Origin of the sequence: Dyadobacter pollutisoli, from assembly GCF_026625565.1 — a bacterium.
In the GTDB taxonomy this organism is placed as follows: domain Bacteria; phylum Bacteroidota; class Bacteroidia; order Cytophagales; family Spirosomataceae; genus Dyadobacter; species Dyadobacter pollutisoli.
In genome coordinates, this window is record NZ_CP112998.1 from 909,817 (window position 1) to 936,725 (window position 26,909).

Annotated in this window: 14 protein-coding genes and 2 pseudogenes; 13 read left to right on the forward strand and 3 right to left on the reverse strand. The window is 48.1% G+C overall.

The window, feature by feature from the left end:
• Positions 1-348 precede the first annotated feature (348 nt).
• A complete protein-coding gene (locus tag ON006_RS03885; RefSeq protein WP_244823994.1) occupies positions 349-999 on the forward strand; it encodes a response regulator in 651 nt (216 codons plus the stop codon).
• On the opposite strand, the gene ON006_RS03890 is transcribed toward ON006_RS03885, so the two are convergent.
• Positions 941-4,033: a sensor histidine kinase gene (locus ON006_RS03890; protein ID WP_244823995.1), complete on the reverse strand. Its 3,093-nt coding sequence runs from the start codon at positions 4,031-4,033 to the stop codon at positions 941-943. The two genes, ON006_RS03885 and ON006_RS03890, sit on opposite strands and share 59 nt — an antisense overlap.
• Before the next feature lie 250 nt (positions 4,034-4,283).
• On the opposite strand from ON006_RS03890, the gene ON006_RS03895 reads away from it, so the two are divergent.
• The 3 genes and pseudogenes from ON006_RS03895 to ON006_RS32200 all read left to right on the forward strand — a co-directional run bounded on the left by ON006_RS03895 (position 4,284) and on the right by ON006_RS32200 (position 11,672).
• Positions 4,284-4,505, forward strand: coding sequence for a hypothetical protein (locus tag ON006_RS03895; RefSeq protein WP_267609951.1), 222 nt, complete (start codon positions 4,284-4,286; stop codon positions 4,503-4,505).
• A gap of 559 nt (positions 4,506-5,064) precedes the next feature.
• Positions 5,065-9,354: pseudogene (locus ON006_RS03900) on the forward strand (beta strand repeat-containing protein); the annotation flags it as partial.
• Between the two features lie 992 nt (positions 9,355-10,346).
• Positions 10,347-11,672: a T9SS type A sorting domain-containing protein gene (locus ON006_RS32200; RefSeq protein WP_374761298.1), complete on the forward strand. Its 1,326-nt coding sequence runs from the start codon at positions 10,347-10,349 to the stop codon at positions 11,670-11,672.
• Positions 11,673-11,815: 143 nt separating this feature from the next.
• Here ON006_RS32200 and ON006_RS03910 read toward each other — a convergent pair.
• Together ON006_RS03910 and ON006_RS03920 are read right to left on the reverse strand one after the other, a co-directional pair.
• Positions 11,816-13,441: pseudogene (locus ON006_RS03910) on the reverse strand (serine hydrolase domain-containing protein).
• A gap of 213 nt (positions 13,442-13,654) precedes the next feature.
• Positions 13,655-13,846 carry a LytTR family transcriptional regulator DNA-binding domain-containing protein gene (locus ON006_RS03920; RefSeq protein WP_244823998.1) on the reverse strand — a complete coding sequence of 64 codons (192 nt, stop codon included), beginning with the start codon at positions 13,844-13,846 and terminating at the stop codon, positions 13,655-13,657.
• A gap of 274 nt (positions 13,847-14,120) precedes the next feature.
• On the opposite strand from ON006_RS03920, the gene ON006_RS32205 reads away from it, so the two are divergent.
• From ON006_RS32205 to ON006_RS03960, 9 genes are all read left to right on the forward strand, one after another.
• Entirely contained in the window at positions 14,121-14,360 is a 240-nt protein-coding gene (locus ON006_RS32205; protein ID WP_374760239.1) for a transposase, read from the forward strand.
• Positions 14,338-14,649, forward strand: coding sequence for a hypothetical protein (locus tag ON006_RS03925; RefSeq protein WP_244823999.1), 312 nt, complete (start codon positions 14,338-14,340; stop codon positions 14,647-14,649). Before ON006_RS32205 ends, ON006_RS03925 begins: the two co-directional genes overlap by 23 nt.
• Before the next feature lie 191 nt (positions 14,650-14,840).
• The gene (locus ON006_RS03930; RefSeq protein ID WP_244824000.1) at positions 14,841-15,011 is read left to right on the forward strand and encodes a hypothetical protein; all 171 of its coding nucleotides are present in this window, start codon (positions 14,841-14,843) and stop codon (positions 15,009-15,011) included.
• A gap of 135 nt (positions 15,012-15,146) precedes the next feature.
• A complete protein-coding gene (locus ON006_RS03935; RefSeq protein WP_244824001.1) occupies positions 15,147-16,742 on the forward strand; it encodes a tetratricopeptide repeat protein in 1,596 nt (531 codons plus the stop codon).
• 267 nt (positions 16,743-17,009) lie between these two features.
• Positions 17,010-20,090, forward strand: coding sequence for a TonB-dependent receptor (locus ON006_RS03940; RefSeq protein ID WP_244824002.1), 3,081 nt, complete (start codon positions 17,010-17,012; stop codon positions 20,088-20,090).
• Between the two features lie 57 nt (positions 20,091-20,147).
• Positions 20,148-21,908 carry a cytochrome-c peroxidase gene (locus ON006_RS03945; RefSeq protein WP_244824003.1) on the forward strand — a complete coding sequence of 587 codons (1,761 nt, stop codon included), beginning with the start codon at positions 20,148-20,150 and terminating at the stop codon, positions 21,906-21,908.
• 21 nt (positions 21,909-21,929) lie between these two features.
• Positions 21,930-23,369, forward strand: coding sequence for a purple acid phosphatase family protein (locus ON006_RS03950; RefSeq protein WP_244824004.1), 1,440 nt, complete (start codon positions 21,930-21,932; stop codon positions 23,367-23,369).
• Between the two features lie 138 nt (positions 23,370-23,507).
• Positions 23,508-25,397, forward strand: coding sequence for a DUF1800 domain-containing protein (locus tag ON006_RS03955; RefSeq protein WP_244824005.1), 1,890 nt, complete (start codon positions 23,508-23,510; stop codon positions 25,395-25,397).
• A 20-nt stretch (positions 25,398-25,417) separates the two neighbouring features.
• The gene (locus ON006_RS03960; protein WP_244824006.1) at positions 25,418-26,683 is read left to right on the forward strand and encodes a DUF1501 domain-containing protein; all 1,266 of its coding nucleotides are present in this window, start codon (positions 25,418-25,420) and stop codon (positions 26,681-26,683) included.
• Positions 26,684-26,909 lie beyond the last annotated feature (226 nt).

Sequence of the window (26,909 nt, forward strand, 5' to 3'; positions counted from 1 at the left end):
AACAAGAAAAAGTGCCATGTCTAACTTTCGCGTATTTGAGATACGTTAAAGTTAGTAGCTTCAGCTGCCGTTGTCAACTGAATTCTAACTTTTACGCATATGAGATGCGCGAAAGTTGAACTGCGAGAACAACTGCAAGTGTTTTGACACACCTTTAAAGGAGAGCTTATTGCCGCCACTGACTAGGGCAAAGAAATAAAAACTTTGAATCCAGAAGTGATAGGATATTTATACGGAGATTAACTGCAATTGGGGCATTGTTGGGTAAGCAGTCGGTTATCCCCTAGTTTTTCAAGAGGTTTGCAAAAGAGTTTTTTGTAGATTTGTTCAGATTTAGAGCCGTTACTCATGCCGGATATTCTTATTGCTGACGATCACCTCACCGTGCGGTTGGGCATCAAAACCCTAGTGGAGGAAGTATTGGGAAAGTGCCAGATCGATTTCGCCGTGGACGGGCCGATGCTTTTCGCCAAACTCAGGAAGAAAAACTATGACATGCTGATCACCGACCTGAATATGCCGGAAGTCAACACGCTGCAACTGGTCCCGAAGATTCTGGCAATCCGTACCGGCATCCGCATTTTGGTACTGAGCGTCAACCCGGAACACATTTTCGCGCGCCGCGTGCTGGTTGCGGGCGCATACGGGTATTTGCAAAAAGACGCCTCGGACTCCGAAATGAACGATGCGATCAGCACGATCTATTCGGGTAGAAGGTACCTTTCTCCCAAACAAATCGAGGGAGTATCCAGCCTGCTTACCGAGAAAGGCGCCAATCCCTTCCACGGGCTCACCGCGAGGGAAATGGAAGTGGCTTTTTTATTGTTGCGGGGCGAAGGCCTTCAGGAAATTGCCAGCTCATTGCATATCAGCCCCTCTACGGCCAGCACACTTAAAACCAAGGTTTTCGACAAGCTGGAAGTGACCAATATCGTCGCGCTTATGAACCTTGCTCGTCATTATGGTCTGGGAGATGGTTCCCCGTCAGATATATCGTAATGGAGGTCCCCTTACCGGGCTTGCTTTCGATTGAAAGGTGACCTTCGAGCTTTTGCAACAAATCCCTAACCAGCGTACTGCCCAGGCCGGCATGCGTATCCTCGTCACTTTTTCCGTAAAACATGGCTATCTGGGACTTCTTCATGCCTGATCCGGTATCGGCGGCGATGATCTTCACTTCATTGCCATCCATTTTGGCTGTCAGGGTAATGCGCCCTTCGTGCGTATATTTCATGGCGTTATCAACCAGGTTGCGCAGGATGGCCATCAAAAGATCCGGGTCCGTATCGCAATGGATATCGTTGTGGCGGAGTGTCAATGTATTTTGCTGATACCTCGCTATTTCGGTGTACAGCTCACGGATACTTTCAAAAAGAGGCGCCAGCGCTATCCACCGGCGACGGACCGTGTACAGCCCGTGTTGTGTGCTTGTCCAGGTCAGGAACTGGTTGACATAACTATAAATGGAACTCGCGCTGTTACCTATTTCGACGATCCGCTCGGTGAGGGTCTCCTCATCCAGCTCCCGGTGTTTATGGATCAGCCGGGTGCCCATCATTTCGAGAAAGCGTATCGGCGAACGGAGGTCGTGCAATATCATCGATACCATTCTATCTTTGATCTGGTCGCTTTCGCGCAGCTGGTTTTCCGAATGTTCGAGTTGTAAGATCATATTGTTCAGCACGCGGGTGCGCTCCTCTACTTTCAGTTCGAGGCGGCGGGCTTCGAGTTCCAGGGTGCGGGTGCGCCAGCGCGCGAACAGGTAGGCCATACCCACCAATGCTATGGCCACCAGCGTGTAGAACCACCAGGTATTGTAGAAATACGGGGCAATCCGGAATGGTATTTCGAGGCGGTCGTATTGATTGGGATCGTCGGTTTTCCGCTTTCTGAAAATCAGGTTGTAATCTCCTGCGGGAAAGTTCTGCAATACCACTTTCCCATCATTCGGCACGGGCTCCCAGTGATGGGAATAGCCGTGCACCTGGTATTCGAGCCGGAGGTTTTCGGGGTTACCCAAATAGGCGGTGCCCACGCGCAGGTCGAGCGTGTGGCTGCCTGCGGGCAAGCGTGCCAGGGAATCGGTGGGAACCGAATGCCCGTTCAAGAGCAGCTGTTCCAGCAAAATCGGATGCTGTGGGAAAGCTGGCGTGACGCGATGGGGATAAAACCATACCAGTCCGTCGACGGCGGGGATCGATAGCATGCTGTCGGCCAGCCACACATGCGATGGTGTGCTCCCACCATTGAACTCGTTGTTGGTCAGCCCGTCGCGTTTATCAAACCTGAAATAATATACGTCGTCGGACTTGCCACCGGCATAGGTAAGCAGGTCCTTTTTGGATACCCTGAACAAACCGTCGTTGCTGGGCATCCAGAAATGCCCGCGGCCGTCGTCGATAAACGAATGCACCGTTTTCAGTGCCTTGCCGGGACCCAACGGAAATGCAGTGAGCTTATTTCCATTCAACAAATAAAACCCTTTGCCATAAGTACCGATCCAGAGCAGGTCATTGTTTTCCCTGAGCAATGTCCAGATACTGGCCGAGTCGAGCACAGTCCGTTCTATTTTATTTTTTTCGGCATCAAACCATTTCAAACCGTTTTCAGTACCGACGAGAAACCGATTCCTGTCGATTTGCAGGAAAGTAGTGGCCGTGGTATTACCGGGGATTTTCCAGCTCCTGGTTACACGGTCGCCGGCAAGTCTGTTGATGGAATGTCTGGTACAAAACAGCAGATCGTTCGAATATTTATCGGGGACGATCGCTTTCATTAACTCATCCACGGCCAGCAGCGAATCACCCGTTTTTGAACGGGTATTGTATTTCATCAGCCGCATACCGTTTTCAAAATACAGCTCGCCTGCCGGGGAAAAATAGCTGGTCCGGCAGTCGTCATTCATGTCGGAGCCCGTCGGGAGGGCGCTGTTGCTACCGTTTTGCGTAAAAAGGAAGTTCCGCGTATACACCGCGTCCGGGCCTGTGCGCGCTTGCGCATACATGCTGGGTGAGCGTATTCCTTTCGGGAGTGCCGGATACCTGAAAGCAGCAGGCTGGATAATGGATATCCCGCCATTTTCCAGTTTCAGGCACAAGACATATTTGTTTTCTTTTTCAAGGTATTGAATGGCCGATAGCCCTTTTGCGATGTCGATATTGGAAATCACTCTTTCCGTATAGATCAGGCCGTTTTTGGAAAACACCCGGTAAATATTCCGGCCGGCGTACAGAAAGGACTCGCTCCGGCTCCACAACAGGGAAAAACCTTCCTGTGGCAAAACGACGCCGTCCGTCAGAATATCACCTTCAAGACGGGTGATTTCCGGCAGCTGCTTCCCATGACGCCATGCCCTGACGTGGTTACCGCTGAACAATGTCATATATATGCCATCGTGGGTTACCGTAAACGCCGAAAGCCTCTCCTTGCCTTCCCAGGAGTAAGGCAGGCTGTCAATCAACACCCGTTGCCGGTCGTTGACGTAAAAAAGCTTCCCGAGGTAGTGTAAATACACTTCGCCATTAGGCGCGGATGCGGTGAGAATGACCGCTTTCTTTTTGCTTTTTTCCAATTCTTTGTAAAACTGCGCGATAAGCGGTCGGTCCTTGATTACGAACCCGGCAACCGGGATGATCATATCCTGCCGGTTGGTCACCCGGGGTACCGGCGCCATTCGTTTATCGGGCTGTACGACGGTCATAAACTGGCTGCTCACAGTCCTAAACCACAGCTGTCCGTCAGGCGCGACGCCCATTCCCTCAATGCGATCGTTGCTGAGTCCGGGAATGTCCGAAGAATTGAAACTTTGGAATCGTCGGCCGTCGAAACGCACGACGCCCGACTGGGTGGCCAGCCAAAGGTATCCCCAGGCATCGGTGGCCGCATATCTTACGGTACTTTGTTCCAAACCGTTCCCGCCGCCGTAATGTACAACCTGGTCGTGAACGAGAACCTGGCCCGGGCATCGGGAAAATTGCCCCGAGAGGCTCAATAAGATCAGAAAAGTGAGGATCGCGCGCGAATACAGGCACATAGCGAGGGGGTTGAGGCCGCAATTTAGTAACCTGCGCGGTAAAAAAGCAATATCGAGAATGCTGTGCCGGCAAGCCCGACTATTTTCCGGCAAACGAGTTCAGCTATATTAAAAAAATACAGCCTTTTATTTGAAAAGTCGTAGCTAAAAAGCCATAGAAAAAGCCGCGATTTCTACGGTAGAATTACGATATCGAATAGAACTTTGTGGAGTTTGCCTGCGTCCACTCCCGTCAATCCGACCGCTCTCTATGAAAAAAGACTTCTACTCATTACGTTCTATAACGCCCAAAAAGGAACAGGATGATCACCTGTCAGCCGGCAGCATTACTATTTTCCCCTTGCTGAAAATATGGCTGGCGGCTGCGATGGTGGCGGCGTTCTTTTTGATCAAACCGGCGGAAGCATATGCCGACAAGATCGTCTACGTCGATAGCAGCCGAACCGTTTCCGGCAGCGGCACCTTTTTTTAACAATGGTTATAAAACATTGCAGGAAGCCATAGATGCAGCCAATAACGATAATTCCATCACGGAGATATGGGTGAGAAAAGGCACCTACTATCCAACCAAAGTCCCCGACGGATGCACCAACTGTACTGCCAGAGATTACACTTTTGAACTACCGGACAATGTGGTCATTTATGGCGGATTTAAAGGAAATGAACCCGACCCGAGTTACCGCGATTTAGCCGCCAATCCCACCATCCTGAGCGGTGACATCGGGCTTCGGGGCCAGGAATCCGACAACAGTTATCATGTGGTGCTGTCGGTGAGCGACAGGGAAACCAGCCTGGATGGCTTTACCATCAGAGACGGCTTTATGGAAACTAATCCTTCCAATTTTTTTGCAAGCATTTCCGGCGCGAGCATCGGGCGTGATGTGGGCACAGGGGCTTATTACTATAATACCAAAGGCACTATTTCCAACTGCATTTTCGACAACCAGCGAAGCTTCGCGACCTTGTTTATTAATCATTCCGAATTCCTTATGGAAAATTCGGTGGTGGCCAATAACCCGTTAGGCAACGGGATGTCGTGTATAGCAGGCTCACAGACCAATGCGCTCAACTGTTTGTTCGTCGGAAACACCACCAATGTGCCGGTGGGTGGCGCTGTTCATCAGGTGAACTCTTTTGGTTCTTTTAAATTCTGTACTTTTTACAACAATGCGAGTAGCGCAGGCGTCATTACCAACGAAAATTCATCCTTTAATCTTGAAAGCGGCATCATCTGGAAAAATGACGCCGGCGGGCCGGCCATCGCCCATACAGGTACCGGCTCCGCCGATGCAGCTTTCAGCCTGATACAAGGGGGTTATCCAGGTACGGGAAACGTCAGCACCTATCCGCAGTTTGCCCGCGCCGCTAGTCCTGCCGGCCCCGACCATATATTCCGAACTGCTGACGACGGGCTGCGGATTGTATATGGCAGCCCTGCCATGAATACCGGCAGCAACCAGTTCATCAATACGCCGACCGATATACTCGGTGCTCCGAGAGTTCAGGCCAGTGAGGCGGATATGGGGGCATATGAAGGTGCGGCTTGTCCTTCCTACGATGTGATTTACGTGGATGGCGGCATCGCCAATCCCGGCGGAGGCGATAGCTGGGCAACCGCCGTCAAAAACCTGAGCGATGCCATTGCCATGTCGGCAAGCTGTGGAGGTTCGAAGCAAATCTGGGTTAAAAAGGGGACCTATTATCCATCTGCCTATCCGGCAGGCTGTACCAATTGCTCCAGTGCCCGCGATTTTACCTTCTTGCTGGATAAAAACACCATTCTGTATGGTGGCTTTGCTGGCAATGAAACCACATTGACCCAGCGTGACCCTATACACAATATAACCACGCTGAGTGGCAATATCGGGGATATGAATACCGATGCCGATAATTCCTATCACGTGGTGATGATACTGGATTTTAGTAACAAATCGGCTATCCTGGATGGTTTTGCCATACAGGATGGCAGGGCCGATGGGACGGGCAATAGTCTTATTTCCACCCCCTATAACACCGAAGTAGGGAAAAACACAGGAGCTGGTTTATGGCTGGCGGATGCCTCACCCGTTATTAATCAGTGCGTTTTTACCAATAACAAGGCCGCATCTGGCGGAGGAATGTATATCGAAGGTTCCGATGCGAAACCAGCCGTCCGTAACTGTGTATTCAGCCAGAATCAGGCCAGTCTCAGTGGCGGTGGGGTGTATAATGTCGGGGGGGATTTTTCCATTTCCAACACCATATTCACCGGCAATAGTGCGACCAACAGGGGTGGTGGCATATCCAGCCCGGGCGATTTTGTGAGGCTTTTCAATACTACTTTTTACAATAACACCGCTTCGGCCACCGGAGGTGTAAACGGCTTTTATACCGCCACCAACAGCATTTTCTGGCACAGCCCGATAGGCGCCGTATTCAACAGCACCCCTACCTATACAACCGTCGAAGGCGGGTTCGACGGTGACGGTAATTTATCGGATGATCCTCAGTTTAAAGATCCTGCCAATCTCAAAGGCCCGGATGGTTTTTGGGGCACCGATGACGATGGGCTAAAACTGGTAACGGGCAGTTCGGCTATTAACAGTGGCAACAACAGCGGCGTAAACACTACCACCGATCTTACCGGCGCCGACCGTGTACAGGGAAATACAGTAGACAGGGGCGCTTACGAAGGAGGCATCTGCCCCAACGGTAGCCGTATTTATGTAGATGCCGCCGTAGCGACCAGCGGCCTGGGCAATAGTTGGGCTACTGCCTATAAAACCCTGCAGGAGGCGCTTAATGCTGCTTCCTGTTCCAATATTATAGAAATATGGGTAAAAAAAGGCACGTATTATCCCAGTCAATATCCCGAAGGATGCACCAATTGCGGCAGCAGGGACTATACTTTCGTGCTGAAAAACAACCTGGCCATATACGGCGGTTTTTCCGGATCGGAAGCCAGTATAAACGACCGGAACTTAGCAGCTAACATCAGTATTGCAAGCGGTAATATAGGTAATGCAGCCGATAACAACGACAATTCCCATCATGTCGTCATGTCTGTAAACTGCAACAGCAGCGCTATTTTCGATGGTTTTACGGTGGAGGGTGGTCAGGCCGCATTCCTGCCTTCCGATATTTATATGAACCTGCCATCGCTAGCCGTGCCCAGAGATGTGGGGGGAGGCCTTTATAACTACCAGTCGTCGCCGACGGTTTCCAGTTGCATTTTCGGCGCCTGCCATAGTTATGCTACTATTTACAATGAGAATAACGCTTCGCCTGTTTTCAGCAACACCGTTTTTGCTAACAACAGCTTAGGCGCCGCCATTTATAACAAAACCAATTCCTCACCCCGCCTTACCAACTGTCTCATTACAGGAAACGGCGCGGCTGCGGGTAATCCAACGGGCGGGATCAACAACAACAGCAACTCCAACCCGGTCATAAAAAGCACTACTTTTTACGGAAACAATTACCAGAACGGGCTCATTTACAGCAATAACTCGTCGCCCGTCATCACAGGCAGTATCTTGTGGGGAAAATCGGCCAACGGCATGATTGTCAATAATGGGGGATCGGCTACGGTCAGTTACAGTATCGTGGAAGGGGGCTTTTCCGGCACGGGTAACATCAACAGCAACCCGCTGTTCGTTAATGCGGTTGACCCCGATGGCACTGATAATATTTTTGCCACAGCCGATGACGGGCTGATACTTACCCGTTCTTCGCCGGCCGTGGACGCCGACGGTAGCGGCACAGCTCCGCTATTTGATATTTTATGGACACCCCGTCCCACGGGAATGGGCATCGATTTAGGTGTTTACGAACTCAACTATGCTCCGGCGGTTCCATCGGTAACCATCACCAGCTCATCCACTAATATATGCGCGGCGGGAAGTATTACATTCAGCTCATCGGTGGTCAATGAGGGCGCTACGCCTGGTTATCAATGGAAAAAGAATGACCTGCCAATCAACAATGCCACGCAGGCAACGTATACCGCTGGCAGCTCAGACCTGGCCGATGGTGACCAGATCACCTTGACGCTTACCAGCAGTCTTTACGCAAGCCCCAACCCGGTTACGAGCAATATCATCACCATACAAACGGCCGACACTTTGTACGTGGATGCCTCCGTTGCCGGTTCGGGTGATGGAAACAGCTGGGCAACGGCTTTCAAGACATTGGCCGAAGCCCTCGATGCCGCCCATCGTTGCGCGCAGGTCGAAACAGTGCTGATAGCGAAAGGCACCTATACACCTATGTCGTTACCCTACAATATGGGTCCGGGGCAGACCGGCACACCAGTAGTTTCTGCCGACAACCGGGACAAAACCTTTCACGTACGGAATGGCCTGGATTTGTATGGTGGCTATCCCAATGGCGGCGGTGCCCGAAATATAGCGACCAACGCCACTATCCTGGACGGTGCTAATGTGGGCGGTGTTTCCGGCGAGTATGCCTACCATGTCGTGCTGGTTGATGCCGGTGGCGACCTGGGCAACGCCAGCGATACGCTTAAACTATCGGGACTGATCATCAAAAACGGAAGGGCTGACGGCAGCGGTGTCTTGTCTGTAAACAATTACGATGTGGAACGCAACCGGGGAGGCGGTGTATATGTCGCAAACGCATTGAATTTGATCTCCCACAATGTAATCACACAAAACAATGCCGCTGTGGGTGCCGGTATTTATTCCTTTGCCAGCCACAATAATTTTTACAGCAATGTATTCGCCGAAAATACATCCATCGGCGGCGGCGGCGGCGGTTACACGAAGTTTGGTGAGACCGTTATGGCCAATAATATCGCTACCGGAAATACGGCAGGATCAGGCGGTGGGATGATGATCGATAATGGCTCAAACGTACTCACCAACAATACTTTTTACAATAATGCAGCTACAACCGGAGGCGGGCTGCACTCCGAAAACGGCACCGGCACTTATAACAACAATATTTTCCGGGAAAACAAAACAAATGGAAGTGCCAACGTAGCCGGCGCCGATTACTACAAAAATCCGACAGCTTCCAATACATTCAAAAACAACGTTTTACAGCGCACCTCCGGCAGCTACACGACCGACAACGCGGCAGGCAATTTTGATTTGGGAACAAGTGCAGCCGCAACCGGTAACATTTTTGTTGCCGATCCGCTTTTCACTAACCCGTTGTTACCGGCAGGCGTTGACGGCATATATGGCACAGCCGACGATGGCCTTCGCCTCGCCGCTTGCAGCCCCGCAATCAATACAGGTTATAATGGTGCGGTTGTTTCCATTCCCAAGGACATTAATTCGAATACCCGTGTTTTTGAAAATACAGTGGATATGGGCGCTTACGAATTGACTGCCACGAAGCAAAGCCTGTTGCCCGATGTGAACATAACCGGGAATATCTTGTTTTGTTCCGGCAGCGCCAACCCACTTACCGCAACGGCCGGCTTTAATTCCTATTTGTGGAGTGATGGAAGCACAGGCCAGTCTGTCAATGCAGCTACACCCGGAAAATACATTGTTACAGCTACCGACGCTGCCGGCTGTATGGCCAAAGATTCGGTTGTTACCACGCACCAGCCGGCCTCTGATCTTTCTCTGAGGAATTTTCAGCTGAACGGGGGCGCCATCGTCTATACCGCCAATTCTTACTGGCTCGACTATTATAGTAACCGGACAAGTTCCATGTGGTACCGGGATTCCATCGATCTCAATTATGATTTTGAACTGTCGTTCAGGATTTGGCTGGGTACGGCAACTGGTGCCGACGCTGGTATGGCTTTCGTGTTGCAAAAAGCGGGCATCTATGCGGTGGGCAGCAACCCCGTCGCCAGTCTGGGCTATTACGATGCCAAGGCGACCTTTGGTCAATCTGTGGCTATTGAGCTGGATATGAACAATTCGGGGGCCGGCCCACCCTGGTATGATCCGGCCGGTTCGCATATATCTTTTGTAAAAAACGGTTCGGCAATGCCTGTTTCAGGCCCGTTTCCGCTCAGTATCTCGCGCGGGAACTATATCTATAAATTCACCTGGAACCATCTCACGCATACACTTTCGCTGTACCAGGATGGTGTATTGCTAGGCACTATGAGCGAAGACGTTGTCAATACCGTATTCGGGGGCCGGTCAAAAGTGATATTTGGTTTTACAACCTCGTCCAATTCGGGTAACACGGCGCAACAAGTTGACATTCTTCCAAGCAATCCCTACGTATACGACCGCCAGTTGGAGATCAAACAGGACTGTGGCAGCGCCACTTTGCGTACCAATGCGGCAGCCGGCCTACCTGGCTTTGGAGCGACGGGTCTACCGGTTCCACCATACAGGCTGTGCCGGGTAATACCTATTCCGTCACAACCAGTTACGGGGGATGTACCTTTACGGCAGAGAAGTACGTGGACGCTGTTACCAGCCCGGTCATCACGGCAAACGGCCCGGTCACTAATATTTGTCCGGGGACACCCGTAACGCTTACCGCCAGTTCCGGCCGGCGTTTTGCATGGAGCAACGATAGCGCCACCCAAAGCATCACGGTAACCGCCCCCGGCGTTTACAATGTGCTGGTAGACGGCTGTCGGTCGAACGAAATCGTCATAACCCATGCCGCCGGCGGAGGGCTGGCTGCCAGCGGCGATGAAGTGGTGAGTAATATATCCGGAAACACACTACTTGCTGCCACCGGCTGCCGCGCGATAGCTTTTGTGGAACCCGGCGGAAGCCAACCACTAACCGGGTCCCTTACTGCTAAAACATGGGTGGAAACAGCGGTAATTTACTATAAAGGCGAACCCTATGTGCCCCGGCATTTTGAAATAACACCTGCACAAAATGCAGAAAACGCCACTGCCAGAATTACGCTGTATTTCAGCCAGCAGGATTTTAATCTTTTCAACAATGACCATCCGGCGTACGCTTTGCCATCCAGCGAAAACGATGCCGTGGGAAAAGCCGCTCTCCGGATCGTTCAGTATCATGGAAACGGGGATAACACCGGATTACCAGCCGGTTATCCAGTTGGCGGCAGCACTTCGATCATTGATCCGAGAGATGGGGACATTCTCTGGAATGTGGATATGCAGCGTTGGGAAGTGAGTTTTGAGGTGAATGGTTTCAGCGGCTTCTTTGTCACAAGCAGCACTCCCTTACCGGTAAGCTGGATTTCGTTTTCGGCCCGCCGAAACGACGCTTCGCAAGTAGTACTGAATTGGCGGGTAAATGAATGGGCAGTATCGCATTATCAGATCGAAAGAAGCCTCGACGCACGAAACTTTACGCCCGCAGGCATACTGGCCGCCCAGGGCGACGGAATTATGGAATATACCTTTACGGATCCGACGCCGGTTTTACAGCAAATCTACTATCGGATCAGGCAAACCGATCTGGACGGGAGCTATAGTTACAGCCGTATTCTGAGCGTATCGGGGATTGATGGGGAATTTACCGCCTTCCCGAACCCGGTGGGAGGACGCTTGACTGTTCAGGTGGGAAAGAGGTACATTGGAAGCCGGTTAAAGCTGATGAATATATCCGGGGTTGTTCTTCAGGAAATCACGGTGAAACAACAATCTCTTACTCTTGATTTGGACAAATACGCTTCGGGGGTTTACCTGCTGAGCACAGAGGATGGTAAGGTGATCAAACTGATCAGGCAGTGAGCCTGAGATGTAAGTGTCCCGAAACGACGGACCGTTTAGAATATATGTAGTTGCTCCATTCGACCCTTCGAAAATCCACATTTCGATTCGTGCTTTGATCAATGCCTGAATTTGTGAGGTAGATTAAAATAAGCGATTTGGATTTATTTTACCTTGGTAAATTTTATATTGAAAGCCCGCGCAGTGGTTATTGTAAAGTGTACGACTTGACCTGTTTTCGATTCGACAAACCTAAGATCAGCCTGCAAATTTGGAACCATAAAATGGTCCTTATTGATCGCAATAATTGGGTTGTCGTTGGCCGGGGCTTGGTACACAAGCAGTTTCCCATTTTTCAGTTGAACAGTAAACGAAGTTTTTACTTCATCAGAATAGTAGGTACCCAAGTAGAGATCATTGGCTGCTTTCGTCGAATCAACCTTATAAAATGTAAAGCGATCAAAAGGAGGGTTAATGTAAGTCACTTCGTTGATTTGGGTAAAGTCGAGGGTACCCTCACGCCAATTAAACTGCGTGGCGTTTAAGGGAACCAAAGCCTGGTCGTCAAAGGCTAATCGTTTATCTGCAATCGTGAACGATATATTTCCCGTCATCCCACTTTGATACTCGCCAGCATATTTTTCCAATCGGGGAAGGGGTACAACAATAGGGTGGCTGGGGGATGGATCGGAGGTATCTTCGTTTGGTGAAACCTCTTTAATGAAGAGTTTTTCCACTTCAACAATTAAGTTGGTACTTGCCGTGTCGAACTGAGCTGAGTTACTTAACCAGGCAATCGAAAGGCCCATTTGCGGGAACCGTTCCAGCATGGCCCGGTAACTGGCCGTTGCGCCTGAATGCTGAATGAATTCTAGTCCGTATCGCCTACTTATAAATAAGCCCGCGCCATATGGATTAAGACTTCCGTCGATGAACCGGTCGGGTGCTATTAGCTTTGCCAGTAGCGAGGGAGTACCAAACTGACCGCTCCAATAGTATTCATTCCATTTGAGCAAATCCTCCGTCGTTGTCAAAAGGCCTCCATTGCCGTAAGCATTCTCATTGGGCATCTCGGTTCTAAATTGTCCTTCATCTACGCTGTAAGCCAAAGCGCGGTTAGCTACCACTCTCTTAAAATCGTCACGCCATTGGGTATGGACCATGCCGGCAGGTATAAAGATATATTTTCGGGTAAACTCGGCCAAGCTCATACCGCTTACCCGCTGCACGATGATAGCAAGCAGGTTATAATTTGAATTGCTGTAAATAAACTTTCCACCGGGGATGTTGTTAAGGCCCTTTTGCTCCGAGATAATTTGTAACGCATCCGCATTACTTTAGGTCTTGGTGGTCCGCGGCCAACCTGCGAGTTGGGCAATAGCGCCCCAGTCACGCAGACCGCTGGTATGATGCATTAGCTGGCTAATGGTAATGGGATAATTATAGATCGGGAGTTCAGGGACATACTTTCGTATGTTATCCTGTAAACTCAGTTTTTGTTGCTGTTCAAGTAGTAAGACGGCTGCTGCTGTAAACTGTTTGGAAACTGAGCCAGCCTCAATAATCGAAGAATTAGTAAGCGGTACTTGACGCTCCATGTCGGCCATGCCCCATGCCTTTGAATAAATCAGCTTCCCATAACGGCTAATGGATAGTTGACATCCGGGACGATCAGGCTGATAACGGCTGCATAGTTGATCTATGACGGTAAGAGTGTCCTGCCAGGATTGTGCAAAAGATACAGATAATGAGGCAAGAAGTATGGTCACTACAAAGCATGCTTTCCGCATTTTATCCGTAATTGAGTTGGGGACTGAATTTAAGAAGCTTTATTCTGATAAAATATACCCCATCAATGCTAAGTCAGTTTGTGTTAAATGTGCGGTTTAAATGATTGGTCAGCATGGGCGGATATTTCTTAGTCGTCGATCACCCCAATTCGCTACTGAGATCATATCATTTTGGTCCGACTTTGTCATGATAGTTGACGTGGGCGTGGAGTGTTATTTTCCGAGCAGATTTAAGAAAAGGCTGCGGTAAGTAGCGGAAATAGGTATAAAAATATTATTGATCTTCACCTTTTCTTTTTCAATGGTTTCGATTTTATCGAGAGATACCATAAAGGATTTGTGTATCCTGCAAATGATGTGGGCAGCAATCTCTTTTTCAAAATCGGTAAAAGTCTGTAAAGCCATAATCTTCTTATTAGTTTACGGGTAAGTCGCCTAACTTGTCAGCCCGAACTGTAAAATTCCAACCGTTATTCAAAGTGACAATTTCGGTTTCGATTTCTAGCATTTCTGGAATGACATGATCCTGAAAAGAGCAGCCTGATAAAAACAAACAAATAGTTATGCAGAGCACCCAGGAGGCTGATTGTAGATTGTTTTTCACGGTGTTTTTTTAGAGCTGGGAAATTGAAAATATCGGGTGATCGTATCAACTTTGTTGCGACCAAACTTCAAAGATGTGAACAAACAGTTTTTAAAACTGACGGCACGGGCCGCCCCGCGATCCCAATGGAATGCAATTTCGTCCTTTTTTAATCGCCCGGCGGCCCGGTTAAAACGAAGAATAAAGTTGGACCTGAGACAGATCATGAATGCTCTACTTTTTATAGTCCGCACGGGTTGTCAATGGCGAAATCTTCCTTCTCTATGGCCCGACTGGCAGGCGGTTTATTATTATGGCTCCGGCCACCTGGTTTGATAAGTGGAAAAAGAATGGGTTGCTAGAAAAGATAAACCAGGCCCTTAGCGAACTTGACCGAAAGTTCGAAGCAAGAGAAGAGTGGTTATCTATTTTAAGTATTGATAGTCAAAGTGTTAAATTATCTTCTATGATTTATGAAAATCGTGGAATCGATGCAAATAAAAAGGTGAACGCGGGGCCGCCGGCGGTCGTAAACGACAATTATTGCTTGATAGTGGCGGACGATTATGGGATGCTCATGTACCTGCTGCTGACTTGGGAGATGGCCCCGCTGGCCTTTTCTTAGCAGCTGATATTTTATGTTTGGATGAACGGTTGAAAAAAATTTATGGAGACCAAGCCTATAATGGAGTGTTTGCTGATAAGATAGAGGAATTTGGAATTGATTTTGAAAAAGCCTCGAAGCCAGAATCGGCAAAATGTTCCTCGCTGGCAACAAACATCCTTAGCTTCCAGTCATCCTAAACACTGATGAGGATGGGTTTATTAAAAACCCAATCAAACGTGACAGAAGTAGCCCAAGAGCGACTGCTGGATATGAATAAATCTATAAGTGAAATTGCCTATGAAATAGCTTTAAATACCCACAGCATTTCACCTGTTTATTCAAACAGAAAGCAGGTGTCACGCCGAATGATTACCGGATGATGAATTGAAATAACTATTTAACTCTTTCATCAAGGCCAGCAGGAGGTCTCAGATGTTAATGTTATTTTAAAGATTAGGTAACGTAGCACTGCTATCTTAGCAATCTATCCATTGTTTTCAAATCGCGTGCTTTCAATGAGGCCTTACGGATTCTTTGCCTTGATCTTCAACCTGCTGCTGATGCACAGTTATACAAGCTATGCAGTATTACGTGTTGAGGGTAATAAGACTGCTTTGGAGCCAGATTCTTCTTACACGAATATCAGGAGATCGCTTGGCGAATCATTGAAAAGTGGTAATTTGGATCAAGCAGGCTTATATTACCAGCAGATCGGAGATCTTTTATTTCAGCAGGGAGCCCTGACACACGCACTGTCTTACTATTATAAAGCAAATGGTTGTTTCGTAAAAAACATAAAGCATACCAATCTTGGCGACAATTTGAACAGGATCGGCAAGGTTTACTTTAAAAATAAGCGCAATGAGGTAGCTGCGAAACATTTCCGCCAAGCATTAAACCTGTTTCGAAGCCAGGATAACCAGAAGGGAATCGCCGAAAGTTTAAGCAATCTCGGCCAGGTATTTGCACAGATGGGCGACCACGACAGCTCCCATATCTACCAGGAGCTTGCACTATCAGAATTCAAAAGCCTGGATGATAAAGACCAGATCGCATATACTTATTCGAACATTGCCAGTATTTACGAAGATCAGGGCAAATTTGAACTCGGATTAAAATACTTCCTACGAGTCTACCAGATTTACAGCAAAGAGCCTCCCGATATCCGGCTGGCCGGAGTACTTAACAACATTGGTGATACGTATCGAAAACTTGGCCATTATCAGGACGCATTGATTTTCAGCAAGAAAGCAGAGCTGCTTGCTGCCAAATTGCATGACAACCGGCAACTCAGTAGTGCCCACCGCGACCTGGCAAAAACATTTGAACAGCTGGGTAAATTCGATAGTGCATACTATTACAGTGAAAAATCGAGGCTGGCTTACTCAAAAAGCTACAATTTAGATACAGAAAAACAGCTGAACCTGATCCAGACGCTTTTCGACGTTCAGCGCAAGGATAACGAGATCTTAAAACTGGAAAACAAAAATCGGGTAAGTCAGATTGTAACATGGTCCTTAGGTATCATCGGAGTGCTGGCTACATTTTTGGGGATTAGCTTGCTCAGCAGGCAACGGTTAAAGATCAAAAACAGCAAGGTACTGTATGAAGCCCGGCAGAAATCCATGGAGCTGGAACTGCATAACAAACAGTTGCAAGAGGAAGCCTTGAAGGCCGAGCTGGAATTGAGGAGTAAGGAGCTCACCAGCATTACCCTGCACATGATCAAAAAGAATGAGGTACTCGAAGAGCTCAAAAACAAACTTGCTTGCATTGTTAAAGATGAGAAGCGCGACCAGCGGAAGGAATTAAAGAAGCTTCTGGAACTGATCGATTTGAACAGCAACCAGGATAAGAACTGGGAGGATTTCCGGGTTGTATTTGAGTATGTCCATAAGGAATTTTTTGAAAAGCTGATCAGGCATTCAAGCCTGCTTACGACTACCGATCTTCGATTTCTTGCCCTTTTAAAAATGAACCTTCACTCGGCCGATATTGCGACAATGCTGGCCGTTTCCCAGACCAGCCTGCGAATGACCCGGTATCGTTTACGCAAAAAGCTCCAATTGCCCGAGGAAGCCAGCCTCCAAAATTTCATTCATAACCTCTGATCTTGTTCCATTTTAGTAATTTATTACCAGTGTGTCAATCTGTTAACATAAAGATAATGGCGCCTGATATGCTTGTTACAACCCTATAAATCAGGTTGTTGTGTAAATTTTTTTTTGGCTGTATACGGTTTGATAACGTCCCTGGAACGCATGTAGACGTTTGGTGACGCGCAAAAGTTAGCATCCTCCAATTTGATCATGACCTTTACACTGCCGGCAAAATTTACTAGTTACTCACCATTGAATTGAAGTTCGAAAAGAAGCATTATGAAAAGAATCCTACTACTACTATTTATATCTGCCTTTCCAAGCATCAGCTTTTGCCAAAGTCTGATTACCGGGCGGATTATCGACGACAACAACCTGAGCTTGCCGGGTGCAACCATCAAAATTGAAGAGTTATCGCGCGGAACAGTTTCGGATCAAAACGGAAACTACACATTGATCGATGTTCCCAACGGCGTTTACAATCTTACGGTCACGTATATAGGCTATGGTGTGTCAAAGCAAAAGGTAGCGGTTGCCGGACGCAATGTAAAGACGGATTTTAAATTGAATTTGGCCGACAACAATCTCCAAGCCGTGGTAGTCACTGGCAACAGGAGCGCGACATTGAAAGCATTGAACCAGCAAAAGAATTCCGACCGGATCGTGAATGTAATTTCAGCAGACCAGGTAGGCCGCTTTCCGGATCCCAACATCGGGGATGCACTCAAAAGGGTTCCGGGTATTTATGTCCAATTAGATCAGGGAGAAGCTTCACTGGTCAGCATCAGGGGAACAGATCCGTCCAAAAGCACGATCAACATCAACGGTTCGAGCATTGCAGGAACAGGTGAAAACAGGGCGGTTGGAATCAGCGCGATTCCTGCCGATATGGTTCAGTCTGTGGAGGTTACCAAAGCCATCACCCCTGATATGGACGGCGATGCCATTGGGGGTGTTGTGAACCTGGTAACAAGGAAAGCGCCTTTTTCAAGATTGTTGTCGGTCACAGCCGGAACGGGTTACAGTGATATCGTGCAAAAACCGGCCTATAATGCCAACCTCGTTTACGGCGACCGCTTTTTGAAGGACAAAAAATTGGGTGTGATGGCCTCTATTTCGTATTACAGACAATTTTTAGGATCGGATGACCATCAGACGACCTGGGAAGATGTGAAATGGGTGGATCAGCAAACGTATTTCATGCCCCGTTTTTTGAATATGGTCCAAAACAATCTCGAACGGATCAGACAGAGCTATACAGTTGGTATTGATTACAAGCTCAATGCGAAAAACACGCTGACCTTTACCGGAATTTACAACAAATACAATGATTGGCGTAAAATTTCAACGCTGAAAGTAGACGATATCGGCGCAGGATATCCCAAGAACTGGCAGCGCGCGGCAGGCTGGGAGGGAAACAGAAAAATCACGGATGCCAACAACGATTACATCGATGATGTTGCCGGTGAGTATTATTTGAATGTCAAGAACGACCCGAAGCACCCCGTGTACCAACCCGAGCTGGAACGCCACATCGAAGGTGGTTTGAACAATAGAAACGGAAGTCAGATCATTCAGAAGATCATCAATTTTGGGCTGGAAGGCGAGCATATCCTTGGTAAAGTGAAGGTGAACTGGAAGGGCTCCTATCTGAAAAATGTAACAGACCGGCCCGACGTGATCGAATTGGAGCTGGAAAGTGAAAATGAGAAGAGCGTGCAGATGGACTACACAAATCCACGGTTTATCAAAGCAAATAATGGTTTTGAGGTTGAAAACATCCTCGAAAACCTGAAAGACAAACCATCTTACCGTGCCGATTCCGCCGATACCTGGTACATGGATAATTTTACAGGAACGGACAAAAGGGCGAGCACCCATCAATATCTGGCCCAGCTTGACATTGCTGTTGCGCTCGCGGAAGGAAAGTTTAGCAACGTCCTCAAATTTGGTGGTAAATACAGGGGTTTAAGCCTGACCAACGAGACAACAAGAAGGGTAAGGTGGACGCCACAAATCGATCCGGCACTACGGTCGCAATATGAGGCAGAACTTGCAGCCGGTAAAAAACCAAAGGTCGCAGACTACGTCGGCTGGGCTCCTTTCTGGTCAGGTTTTGCCAACAATTCAACGAATATCAGCAAAACCCTGAACATTGAATCAGATTACAATGTGGGTAATGCGGGCTCTTCTGAATGGATCTCGAACCTGAATAAAAGCTACTACGGGGATACGGAAGATTTCATGCTCAACCGGGTTTATCAGGATGTTTTAGGGAACAATTATTATGGTGACGAGGCGATTACGGCTGGTTATGTGATGTCAACCCAGAACTTTGGAGACAAATTATCGCTGATACTTGGCGGACGCGTGGAGCACAGTTCGGTTAAATATGAAGGTTATAACTACAATGTCAGAGCCGACTTTATTCCTGCAAAACAGTCTACCAAATCCGAGTTCTTGAACTTCATGCCTGCCTTTCTGGCGCGGTATGCACCAGCTAAGAACCAGGTTTACAGGTTCGCGTATACAAGCACCATTTCCAGGCCGAATTACAAAGACATTTCGCCATACATCAGTGTAAACGTCCGCGACAAAGTGATCAGCCAGGGTAATCCGGACATTAAACCGACGCTTTCCAACAATTTTGATCTTTTGGGCGAATTGTACACAGGCAACACCGGGCTTGTTTCGGCAGGGGTGTATTTTAAGAATATTACCAATTACCGCATTCTTTCCAGGGATCTTGTGCCGTTCAGCGAGGTGGAAAGTGCTGCCGAATCGCCTGAGTCACTTTTGGCGCAAGGGGCGAATCCCGCTACGGTCGCGTCTTACAAAACGGATTATGACAAGCTGAAAGCCAGCAATGGCAATTTGGAACGGACACGTCCGGGCAATGGTGGAACAGCCAACATTCTGGGTATGGAATTCTCTTTCCAGCAAGGTTTATCGTTTCTGCCAAAACCATTTAACAATTTGACTTTGTACTCCAACTACACGCATAACTTCATATTTGTGAAAAAGGGAGATCCCAAGTTGCCAGGTACGGCCGCGGATATTTTGAACCTTTCGCTGGCTTACGAAGTGAAGAAATTCAACATCAGATTGTCCTACAACAATACGTCTGATTTCGTTACGATCCTGGGCACCAACAGCAAAGGCGATGTGTATTATGATAAAGCACATTATCTGGATGCAAGCATCAACTATTTCCTCACGCCGAAGCTGTCCCTTTATGCAACTGCAAACAACTTGCTAAATCAGGATCAGCGCAGGTATCAGTATAAGCCTGAATACACGTATTCGTCCCTGTACACGGGCGCTACCGCAACCATTGGTTTGAAATTTAACCTGTATTGAGCATGAAATGGGGGTGAAGCATGGCGACTTCACCCTATTTATTATTTTTGTCCACGTATGAAGAAACCGGTTCTGCTTATCCTGGCCATTGCAAGCTTTGTTTGTCTTTCTCTGAAAGTCAGTCTTCCGGTTGACAAGTCGATGGGGGTATCGCATTGCCTGCAACATTTCAGGAATGGAGCCGACCATTTTTTGCTGGCCAATCAGAATCTGTACACGGCAATTAAGGATTTAAACGCGGATTCTTTGAGCGTGTATCGCGCGCGGCGTGCCTTAACAGATTGCCGGCGCAGCTATAAAAACATCGCGTTTTTTACCGCCTATTTCTTTCCGAGTGAAACGCGTTTTTACAATGCGGCCCCCAAGTTTGAAGTCGAAGAACCTACATTGGAATTGGTTGAGCCCATGGGCTTGCAGCAAATAGAAGCCTTGCTTTTTGAAGGTGATGTAATGGCCAACAAAAGCACCTTGCTAACCCATTCCGAAGCCATGCTAACGTCTGGGGGCGATCTGACTTCGCTGCTTTACGGCTTGGAAATCAGTGATGCGCAAATTCTTGAAAGCCTCCGCATTGAATTGATCCGGATCTCAACCTTGTACATTTCAGGTTATGACGCGCCGATGCTGAAAAGCGGCATTATTGAGGCCATGGGGGCAACAAAGGCAATACAGAACACACTAACGCCGTATTTCGCCTGGAATGACCAGCAAAGTAAGTCGTTGGAAATGCTGTTAACTGAGTCTCAAAACTATTTGCGCACTCATTCAGACTTCGATACATTCAACCGGCTGGAATACCTGACCCGGTTCGCATTGCCTATGCAAACGCAGTTGGGTGAATTTGTTTCAGCTCTCGGCCTGGGACTTAATACCACTGCATTTCTGAATGATCAGGCACCTCACATTTACAGTAAGAATGCGCTAAAAGTTTGGGATCATGACGGTATGGATTCAGCTCAAAATAAAGCATTAGTCGATTTGGGCAGATCCTTGTTTTTTGATAAAACCCTTTCGGGAAATGCTTCCACCAGCTGCGCGACGTGCCACCAGCCGGAAAATTTCTTCACGGACAACCTCAGAAAAAGTCCTTCGCTGGCAGCCGATTCAATTCTGAAAAGAAACACGCCAACGCTGTTGTATGCGGGCTGGCAGCATAGCCAGTTCTGGGATGGCCGGGCCGCCAACCTGAAAGACCAGGTTCATGACGTGGTTTTCAATCCTCTTGAAATGAACGGGAGAAAAGAAGCATTTAATGTTCGCGGCATGGATATAGGCAAGGTTTCCGAGGCGCTGTCAGCCTTTATTAAGCAGCTTAGCCCCATGGATTCACCTTTTGATCACTACATCAATGGTGATCCAACCGCACTGACGGACCGGCAAGTCAATGGTTTTAACCTATTTATGGGTAAGGCGCAATGCGGCACCTGTCATTTTCCACCGTTTTTCAATTCACTGCTTCCGCCGCTTTTTGAACTGTCCGAAGTTGAAATTTTGGGTGTCACAGCCAGCGACGACTTCGAGAACCCTGAACTGGATCTGGATGCAGGGCGATATGACCTTTATAAAATGAAATATTACAAGGGGGCATTCAAAACGCCCACGGTCAGGAATGCTGCAAAAACAGGCCCCTATATGCACAATGGTTCCATGAAGACCTTACAAAAAGTCATTGAATTTTATAATAAAGGCGGCGGGAAGGGGCTGGGCCTACCTGTTGATGAACAGACTTTATCTGCCAGAGCACTGAACTTATCTGATCACGAAACCCGAGACATTATCCTGTTCCTGGAATCCTTAACCGATTCAAAACTTGAATAATTAATTTCAAAACAATCCAATATGAAAACATTCAGAATTTTACTTTTTGCTTTACTGCTTCCCCTGTTGTCCCTTGCCCAGGAAAGTGTACCCGCAAAACCGGTCGCGAAGAAAAAAGGTCCGCTCATGGGAATACAGGCGGATTTACTCCGAGGTCCATACTTGCAAATGGCATCGCCTACCAGTATGACAGTGCGCTGGCGGACCAATGTATACGACCGCAGCCGTGTGAAGTATGGGTTAACGAGCGATAGCTTAAATATGCAAACCGACGACTCCACGCTGGTCAATGAGCATATTGTGACCTTGAAAGGCCTGAAACCATCCACGAAATATTACTATACCGTAGGTAACCTGGCCGATACGACTTTGCAAGGCGATGAAGAAAATTATTTTTACACATTCCCCGAAACAGGCAGCGAGCAGCTGGTGCGCATAGCGGGTTTTGGCGACTGCGGGAACAACTCGATCAACCAAAGATCGGTTCGGGACCAGGTGATAAACTATTTAGGTGATAAATATCTCAACGCCTGGATTTTGATGGGTGACAATGCCTACTCGGATGGAACGGATGCCGAGTTTCAGGCCAAGTTCTTTAATCTCTACAAAGACAATCTGCTGAAGAAATATCCATTGTACCCGGTTCCTGGAAACCACGATTACCACGATTTTAATTCCTCGCCGGATTCGGATCAAAATAAAATCGCTTACTATCAAAATTTCTCATTGCCTATGCAGGGAGAAGCCGGCGGCGTTGCATCCAACACGGAGTCTTATTATTCCTACGACATTGCAAACATTCACTTTCTGGCATTAGACTCTTATGGTCCGGATAAAAAAGGAACGCACATTTACGACCAAATGGGCGAGCAGGTGGAATGGGTAAAAAAAGATCTGGCCGCGAATCAGAACAAACAATGGGTTGTGGCCTACTGGCACCATCCTCCTTACACGATGGGCTCACACGACTCGGATAAGGAATCTTTGCTGGTTAAAATACGTGAAAACTTTATTAAAACCCTTGAAGACGGAGGCGTTGACCTGATCATTTGCGGTCACAGTCACGTTTACGAGCGCACCAAACTGATCAAAGGATATTATGGAAAAGAGGCAGATTATGATGCAAAAAAGTATGAAATAAGCTCGTCAACTGCCTTGTACGACGGCAGCAAGAACTCCGCGCCATACTTGAAGAGCAAAACCAAAACCGATGGAACCGTATATGTGGTCAGCGGCTCGGCCGGCGCCTTGGGCGGGCACAAGGCAACTTACCCGCACGATGCAATGTATTATTCCAACAACGAAGTAGGCGGTGCGGTCATGCTTGAAGTAGAAGGAAACCGACTGGATCTTAAATGGATCTGCTCGGACGGGAAGATCGGCGATCATTTCACCATGATGAAAGATGTTAAAAAGGATGAAGAGAAAGCCTTGAAGCAGGATAAAAAGCTTACCAGATAAGCAACCTATTGATTATCAAGATTTCGGCGGTTCTGCAACATGTGTGGAACCGCTTTTTGCAAATAAAACAAAGGACTCGCTTAAACTTTCAGTCTGCTGCGATGTCATAAGAGCTGCCCATTACTCACCATGTAAATTATGAAAACAGCCTGTAAAATCACGTTCGGATCGCTGGTTCTTTTAGTAGGCATGGTTCTCTTGCCTTCGTTTTCGGATATAAATACGGCGCAGCCTCCTTTCAAACTTCCCTATAAACAGGCCGGTCTGACCCCACGTCAGGCGGCTGCCCATATGTTGAACCGTTTCACATTCGGTACTCGCGCCGCCGATGTGGATGAGGTTTTGAAAACAGGTCTGGAAACGTGGTTTTTGCAGCAACTGCACGCCAATGTTGCCGACGATTCGCTCGCTAAAAGGCTGGCCGCTTACGATGCCCTTGGTCTGAGTAATGCGGAAATAACGAGAACCTACCCAAAGAAAAACAAGGTGCTGCGGATGGCTATCGCGGAAGGCGTGATCGACCAGCAGGCCCGGGATAAAACAAAAAAAGATGCTTACAAAAGCGAACTGGAAGCCTATATGAAGGAAAAGGGCTTGAAACCGCAGAAGGAATTGTACCGGCAATTTTTCAATCAAAAAATCCTACGCGCTGCCTATTCAAACAACCAGTTGCAGGAATTACTGACCGATTTCTGGTTCAATCACTTCAATGTTTCGCTGGATAAAAATCAATGCGCGGAGTTCATCCCGGCCTACGAGCGCGACGTGATTCGTCCCAATGTCCTCGGCAAATTCGAAGATTTGTTACTGGCAACAGCACAGTCCCCGGCCATGCTGACATATCTGGATAATTTCAGCAGTATAGGGGTAAAGGAAGAGGCTAAACCCAGGCAAATCAGCCGTATTACCTACGCCAGACAAATGCAAAGTCAAGGCGACTCCACACAAAAAGGGAAGATAAAAAAGCCTAAGCGCCGGGGTATTAACGAGAACTATGCTCGCGAAGTAATGGAGCTGCATACGCTGGGCGTGGATGGCGGCTACACCCAGGAGGATGTTACACAGGCAGCCCGCGTGCTCACCGGCTGGACAATTTATCCGATGAACGAAAAAGGATACGGCAGCGCAGTCAAACAAGCGCTGAACAAACTCGATGAAAGCAAACTCTCAGAACGAGGCTTTGTCCATCACGGCGATTTCTTGTTTGCCGCCAACCATCACGATAGCAAAGAAAAGACCGTTTTAGGGAGACATTTTCCTTCTGGCGGGGGATATCAGGAAGGTGTTGAACTGCTGAAAATGTTCGCGAATCATCCCTCCACGGCCAGATTTATCTGCCGGAAAATAGCAGTACGCTTTGTAAATGACCGCCCATCTGAAAAACTTATCAACAAAATGGCGGCAAGTTTTGAAAATACAAATGGCGATATCAGTCAGGTTCTGATCACCATGGTGTCTTCCGAAGAATTCTGGTCAAAAGAGGCGCTAAGGCAGAAGACCAAGTCGCCTTTCGAACTGGCCATCAGTGCAGTACGCTGCCTGGATGCGGACATACGGCAGCCATTCCAGTTATACAATTGGATTACGAAAATGGGCCAAAAAATGTACTACTACCAGGCGCCGACCGGCTTTCCCGACAAAGCCGAATATTGGATCAATACGGGTGCTTTGCTGAATCGCATGAACTTCGGACTGGCGCTTGCTTCGCAGCGCATCCCGGGCATTAAAATCAATTTGCCGGCCCTGAATCGTAACCGCGAACCCGAAAGTGGCGAGGCGGCCTTGGTCACTTACAGCAAATTAGTGATGCCCGAACGAGATCTAAGTCAAACTGTAAAACGGCTGACGCCCATGCTGAAAGAGCCGGATCTGGCCACGAAAGTGGAACAGGCCGCCCGGCAATCCGTTGCACCGGAACAGGCTGATAGGGGCATGGGTAAAGACCCTATGACAATGCAAGGCAATAGCACCATGCTCGCCCAGGTAGTCGGTGTGATTATCGGCTCGCCGGAGTTTCAACGTAAATAAGACATTAAAACACGCTCTTTATGATCACAAGAAGAGGCTTTATCAAAGCAGGAGGGCTTGCACTCTTTGGAATTGGAAGTGGCGGCATTCCCGCATTTCTTGCAAATGCTGTTGCAGCGGGTAAATCGCCGGGGCTTTTCCGGCGTAAAAAGGTTTTGATTTGTATCTTTCAGAGAGGTGCAATGGATGGCCTGATGGCTGTTGCTCCGTTCACTGACCCATACCTGAAAGCTGCCAGGCCGACATTATTTATGACTGCTGCCAAAACCAGCGATAATCCGCTCATTGACCTGGACGGGAGATTTGGCCTGCACCCATCGCTGCACGCTTTGGAGCCCATGTACCGGGAAAGCAGACTGGCTATTGTGCACGGAATCGGGTCCCCGAATCCTACCCGTTCCCATTTTGACGCGCAGGATTACATGGAATCGGGAACGCCATTTAAGAAGGGAACGCCCAGCGGATGGTTGAACCGGGCAGTGGGTTTGCTTGGGCATCAGGCAGCTACTCCGTTACAGGCAGTTAGTCTCACATCCTCTTTACCGCGGTCATTGTATGGGGACAATCCTGCGGTGGCGATAAGCAATTTACAGGACTTTAACATTCAACTGCGTGGGAACCAGGCAGGAGCGGACATGGCGGCAAAAAGCTTTGAAAATCTGTATGACCAGACTTCCCTGGATTTATTGAAGCAAACCGGAAAGGAAACTTTTGAAGCTTCCAAAATCCTTCAGAGCAGGGATTTGAAAAATTACAAGCCAGCCAACAACGCGGCTTATCCGGCTGGTGCCCTGGGAAATTCTCTGAAACAGATCGCTCAGCTCATCAAAATGAATGTAGGCCTGGAAGTCGCCTTTGCCGAGTCTGTTGGATGGGACACGCATTTCAACCAGGGAACCCGCAATGGGATCTTTGCAAGAAATCTGAATGATCTAAGTCAAAGCATTGCGGCGCTTTGGGCGGATCTGGGGACTTTTCAAGATGATGTGATGATCATGACGATGACTGAATTTGGGCGCACGGTGCATCAAAACGGCACTGGTGGGACGGATCATGGTAGGGCTTCCTGCAATTTCATTTTGGGAAATGATGTGAAAGGTGGCCTGGTTTATGGCAAGGTGGCGCCACTAGCTCCCGAAAATCTTGAAGACGGCAGGGACTTAATCGTAACAACTGATTTCAGGAGTGTATTCAACGAAGTTGCCACCAAACACTTGGAAGTAAGCGGCAGCAATGTCTTGTTTCCCGAATGGAATGGAAATGCCTTAAATGTGATGCGGAATTGAATTTCTTTCTTCTGGTAGTAATCCAGTAACTAATCGATTTCAGCAATATAGATTCAGTTGGTTATTTTCCCGTAGTTTCCGATCCAATACCTGATCGGTATGTAAACCGGTAGGATCACAAGACCTGTATCAAATGGATAAAGAACCTCCTATCAGGTAAAGATCAAACTCCGTAGTAGAAGGTTTATGTGCCGCAACCATGTCTGTCCACCTAAAATATTTACCG